This is a genomic window from Carboxylicivirga mesophila (genome assembly GCF_018271975.1).
Lineage (GTDB): Bacteria > Bacteroidota > Bacteroidia > Bacteroidales > Marinilabiliaceae > Carboxylicivirga > Carboxylicivirga mesophila.
In genome coordinates, this window is the sequence record NZ_JAGUCN010000054.1 from 1 (window position 1) to 2,655 (window position 2,655).

General features: G+C 31.1%; 1 protein-coding gene. It reads left to right on the forward strand.

Annotated elements, in window-relative coordinates:
* The first annotated feature begins 153 nt into the window (after positions 1-153).
* Complete coding sequence (locus tag KEM09_RS21685) at positions 154-2,013, forward strand: hypothetical protein (protein WP_212232031.1); 1,860 nt, start codon at positions 154-156, stop codon at positions 2,011-2,013.
* Positions 2,014-2,655 lie beyond the last annotated feature (642 nt).

Here is a 2,655-nt window from a genome sequence, read left to right on the forward strand (position 1 = left end):
ACTTTGGGTGGGCAGATTCCCGCCTCGATAGTCTCGTCCTCTCGGACGGACAATCTCAACGCAGAATCTGCTACAGCGCCATGCGGCCAACCGTTAGGCACAATTACAGCTCGTAAAATTAATTGCATTTCTTTAAAATAACATTAAGAAAAAATGTGGATAGCAAAAAAAGATGAATGGAATACTTCACATACTGACCTAAGCAAATACTTTATAGAAAGAATTAAGCAAAGGGTAGATTATGAGGAAATTATATCGAATAGACACCGAACTACAAATGGTTATACATTAATTCATGAAATAACCGAAGTCGCTACCTTGACTCAAAAACGAATAAAATCTGTTCATAGGTTAATTAGTTTACTTAACGAATCTATTAATGAAACACTTTCGTCTAGTATCGTCAATGATTTTATTCTTCAAACATATCACTCCGATATTATTGACTACTATAAATCTATAACACCTAATAAACTTAAAGACAATGGAGGTGAGTTATCTGTACTAATAAATAAAACAAAAATATTTGAATTACGAATTCGACATGAATATTATTCAAACATCTTACTAGAATTGAATAAAGTTGACTTTGATTCAAATGAATTTAATCGTAATGCAACTATTATTGATAGTATAATTGATTGTTTAGTTCCTTACCTCATACATAGAGGCTATTCCGCTACTAGTATAAGTGATATTGCCTTCCGTTGTATTAAAAATTCTAATGGAAATAAAAGCCCTAAAAGAATTGTTAAGAAGTTTTCTAGTAAGCCAACCGATTATTGTTTTTTACTAAAAATTAAATCAGGCCAAGATGAAATAGAATCTGTTTTAAGTTATTTAAAATTGAGAAAAGTTTTCTACGAAGTAGTCACAAAAGAACAAATTAGCGATTTTCTATTTGATGATTTTGTTGTTTCTGAAGATGAGACTTTATATTTTATAAAACATACAACACTAGACCCTCACAATTATTTAAGAAATATTTATGAAATCGGGCTTAAAAATTATGTTGCTAAAAAAGACCGTCTAAGCCTTCAGTTTTTTACGAATTTTTTTGATTCAGTTCACTGGAAATTTGATACGCAGTCAAGTAAATTTCAGAAATCAAATATTACAATCGACCCAATTAATGTAGTTAAACGGAAAAGCACATTAACTTCAACCTTAGAAACCATTAAAAGGTCATATGAATTTGATTTTAATATTACTGATGGTATTCCTATTATAGAAGAAATAAGGGATTCTCTATATTATTATAACCTAGCAATAGGCTCTAAATCAATTGAGAATTCATTATCGCTTTTATGGACATCTTTAGAAACGCTTCTACCATATCGGATGAAAAATAATGATATTGAGAATGTGCAATATTTTGTTTCTAAATGTCTAGCTATTGGTGCTATTGGTAGAGAAGTAACTTCTTTTATTTCAAGATATGTAAATACAGATTGGATTAATGATAGTTCACTTTCTGACATTGGAATGTATACATCATATATAAATTACAAAGCTGATGGCATTAGTAAGTGGGTTGATTGGCTTGGCACAAGTTTTACCGATGAGAATGACCCTTTCGATAAATTAAAAGAGAATTCAAATCTTCTTTGCAAAGCCTTTTGCTTTTTAAATGATGCTTATACAGGAAAGAATGATGTAAAAGTTAATTATTGGTTAGACAAAGTTAAGTCGTCAGAACAGTCAATTAAGTATCAATTAGATAGAATTTATCTTCATAGAAATCAGATAGTTCATAGTGGTAAATTTATTAACGAATACTCTAATTTGTGGCATCATCTAGAGTGGTATGTTGGAAAGTTGTTGTCTTTTTGTATTATCAGTTTTCTTAAAGATGAACATAAAACAGAATTTAATAAAGAGATGATATTTATGCAATTAGAAGCAGATACTGATGCTCTTATAAATCTTTTAGAGGTGCATAAAGACAAAAGAATTAATGAAATAGGATTTCTATATCCACAAATAACAAAAAACTCTTGGCAATTTTTCTAAAAAATAAAAGTGCCTAACAATGGCTTATAAAGCATAGGCTTGCCGCAGGCGCAACACAAGCTACGCTTCATAGCCTGGCCGTTGTAGGTCATTAGGACTTGCATATCAGAGAATTTATTATATCATATTTAAATTGATAGATACATCCATAAAGTTGATTTCATGAACTTCTATTTCTATTGGTATTATATCATTCACGGATTTTATTTTGCATATATCAGAGACTTTCATTTCGACATATTAGCTATTGGTCTATTCAGTATTATTGTAAGTTTTCTCGTTTTTGGCCTTGTCAGCTTGACTTTTATTGCATTTGGAATACAAGAATTATTATTCAGAAACCCAATAATTATAGTTAGTGGTGCAGTCGGAATACAATTGATTAATTTGCTACTTTTTCAACCCAAAAGGCGAACTGATATGTTAATGTTAAAGTTTAGACAAAATCAATCTTTGACAAAAGACATTCTTGCCATAATCCTGACTATAATGAGTTTTGTAACCTGCATTTTGGTTGCAATATTAAATAATGAAAAATAACGACCTACAACACGCCGCCATAGCGCATAGCAGGGCTCAGCTCACTTTGGGTGGGCAGATTCCCGCCTCGATAGTCTCGTCCTCTCGGACGGACAATCTCAA